At 72.0% G+C, this 2,389-nt stretch carries 3 protein-coding genes and 1 pseudogene; 1 reads left to right on the top strand and 3 read right to left on the bottom strand.

Annotated features, from left to right (window positions below):
* The 3 genes and pseudogenes from C1I93_RS30140 to C1I93_RS30130 all read right to left on the bottom strand — a co-directional run.
* A pseudogene (locus tag C1I93_RS30140) lies at window positions 1-334 on the bottom strand (hypothetical protein); the annotation flags it as partial.
* 280 nt (window positions 335-614) lie between these two features.
* A complete protein-coding gene (locus C1I93_RS30135) occupies window positions 615-1,037 on the bottom strand; it encodes an OsmC family protein (RefSeq protein WP_111246626.1) in 423 nt (140 codons plus the stop codon).
* An 89-nt stretch (window positions 1,038-1,126) separates the two neighbouring features.
* Window positions 1,127-2,071: a serine/threonine-protein kinase gene (locus C1I93_RS30130; RefSeq protein WP_111246625.1), complete on the bottom strand. Its 945-nt coding sequence runs from the start codon at window positions 2,069-2,071 to the stop codon at window positions 1,127-1,129.
* 165 nt (window positions 2,072-2,236) lie between these two features.
* Here C1I93_RS30130 and C1I93_RS33415 point away from each other — a divergent pair, with 165 nt between their 5' ends.
* Window positions 2,237-2,365 carry a DUF8847 domain-containing protein gene (locus C1I93_RS33415; protein WP_258378382.1) on the top strand — a complete coding sequence of 43 codons (129 nt, stop codon included), beginning with the start codon at window positions 2,237-2,239 and terminating at the stop codon, window positions 2,363-2,365.
* Window positions 2,366-2,389: the final 24 nt, after the last annotated feature.

Here is a 2,389-nt window from a genome sequence, read left to right as displayed (position 1 = left end):
GGGTGGGGGAGGGGCTGCGGTCCAGTGACCGGGAGGCGGCCTCGCCTCGCGTGGCCAGCGCGCGGTCGGCCACCGCCTCGGCCACCTGTGGCACCGGCGCCTCGGCGGTGTCGCGGGTCGCGGCGAGCGCTCCGGCCGCGCCGAGGCAGCAGGTCACGCCGGTGGCGAGGGCCACTCGGACCGAGGTGGAACCGAGCAGGTTACGGACCCGGCGGTGCCGTCCGGAGGGAATCCGATGCCGGCCACTCGTCCGTTCGGATGATGCCATCTCGCTCGATCGGGCCGCCGAGGTCTCGGGGGTCGACTCCTGGTCGATCTGGTCGTCGGGATGCACTCGCCGAGGCTAGGCAGCTATCGGCGCGCTGCCATCGGCCTGATTGGTGGCATGAGTCACAATTTGCCGCGGTCTGCCGGTCGATTCTTCGCGGAGGAGCCGCATAACCGGTCAACCACGAATATCCCCAGTTCCGGTTATATCCGAATTGTTGCACAGAATGGGCAAAAAACGCCGATCTTGCCGGGGTTAATGTGACAGTGATCCGCCCTCGGTCGAACGGCCGACCACAATTCGGTCGGTCGGCGTGACGGAATGGAACGGACGGCCCGGAAGGCGGTCAGTGCCTGCCGTTCTCCGCCGAGGTGACGGTGAGCCGGTGCCGACCGCCATCCGTGCTGGAGAAGGGCCACAGCCGGTCAGCCTGCTCCACCAGCTCGCCGAGCTGCTGACGGGTGAGGCCGACGGAGGAGATCGAGGCGTGCACGTCGGCGCGGTACCGGCCGTCGTCGTCACGCCCCAGCGTCGCCTCCGCGCGTACCTGCACGGTGTGTGCCTCGTCCGTGATCGCCCCGGCCGCCTCCACCGCCGCGTGGTGCAGGCAGGAGGCGAAGGCCGCGGCGAGCAACTGCTCCGGGGTCAACCCGGAGCAGTGCGGCGCCAGTGGCGAGGCGAGGGGGGTGGAGAGCGCCCCGTCGTCGGTACGGACGTGACCGCCCTCGGCGGTCGCGGTGGCAACCTCGTTCAGCCTGGAACTCGACATCGCGTTCCTCCCGTCGCTCCCCGCCCGGCTACCCGAGCCCGCAGCGGTGAAACCGCCGCAGTCGCCCGCCGCGCCGGTGGCGGCCGAACTCAGCCGGACCAGGTGCCGGGAACCTCGACCGCCGCCTCGGTCGCCTCGGCCGCCGCGCGGGCGGTCCACGGACTCACCGACGGCTGTCGCTGCCGGGGCAGCAGGGGCTGGTGCATCGGCACGTACACCCGGGCGTCGACCGCCTCGGCGAGCAGCAACGCGGCGACCAGGCTGCTGGGACGCACGGAAGGATCCTCGGCCAGGCAGCGCCGGCACAGGTCGGCCACCTCGGCGGGCAGGCCCGGGACCTCGGGCAGCGGTTGCGGGGGTTGCCGCCGCTGCGGGCCGAGCAACTGGGTCACGCTGTCCACGGTGTACGGCAACCGGCCGGTCAGGCAGCAGTAGAGCAGGACGCCGAGGGCGTACATGTCGGCCGCCGGGGTGACCGGCGCCCTGTGCAGCTGCTCCGGAGCGAGGTAGGCAGGCGTACCCACCACCATGCCCTCGGGCGACGGGTCGGCGGCGCCGGCCGGCGTGGCGATACCGAAATCGAGCACCTTCGCCCCCGACGGGGTGAGCATCACGTTCGCCGGCTTGACGTCGCGGTGCACGATGCCGTGCGCGTGCGCGGCGGCCAACGCGGCGCTCACCTCCGCGCACACCCGCACCGCGATCCGCCAGTCCAGCGGACCGGTCCGCAGATGTGTGGCGAGCGTCTCGCCCATGGCCAGCTCCATCACGATGTACGGCGTCTCATGTCCCGGCAGCCTCCCGCAGGTGCCGAAGTCGTGCACGCTGGCGACGTTGGGATGGACCAGGCGGGCCGCCGAGCGCGCCTCGGCGCGGATGCGGGCCACCGAGGCCGCGTCCTCGGGCTGGCCCGGCGACAGCAGCTTCACCGCCACCTCGCGGTCCAGCACCTCGTCGTGCGCCCGCCAGACCTCTGACATACCGCCGAGACCGATCCGCTGTTCGAGCCGGTACCGCCCGTCCAGCGTTCTCATGGCCCGCTCCTCGTCCTTCATCCTGCCTGCCACGGCCTGCCTGCCCGCGGCCCCGCCGGACGGTACCCCGCCCCCGATCAGGGCAAACCGGCCTCGCGGCGGGGCTGGTGGGGTTAGCGTGCGAGCCGGGACGCCAGTGTCGAACAGTGGGAGGCGGAACCGGTGATGACTGAGGTGACGGTACGGTTCGTCGGTGGGCCCGCCCATGACACGGTCCGGGCGCTGCCGGCCGGTCCGGATGGTGCGCCGCCCCGGCTGTGGGTGCTGCGCCGCCTGTCTCTTATAAACATCTGACGCTGCCGACGATAAGGCCCGTGT

The sequence above is a fragment of the Micromonospora endophytica genome (assembly GCF_003236305.1).
Taxonomy (GTDB): Bacteria; Actinomycetota; Actinomycetes; order Mycobacteriales; family Micromonosporaceae; genus Micromonospora; species Micromonospora endophytica.
The sequence above is the reverse complement of the archived record's forward strand: the minus strand, read 5'-3'. Positions and strand labels throughout refer to the sequence as shown.

Excerpts from the sequence above, each read along its gene's own strand:
- C1I93_RS33415 (WP_258378382.1), top strand. The coding sequence starts at position 2,237 with ATGACTGAGGTGACGGTACGGTTCGTCGGTGGGCCCGCCCATGACACG.
- C1I93_RS30130 (WP_111246625.1), bottom strand. The coding sequence starts at position 2,071 with ATGAGAACGCTGGACGGGCGGTACCGGCTCGAACAGCGGATCGGTCTC.
- C1I93_RS30135 (WP_111246626.1), bottom strand. The coding sequence starts at position 1,037 with ATGTCGAGTTCCAGGCTGAACGAGGTTGCCACCGCGACCGCCGAGGGC.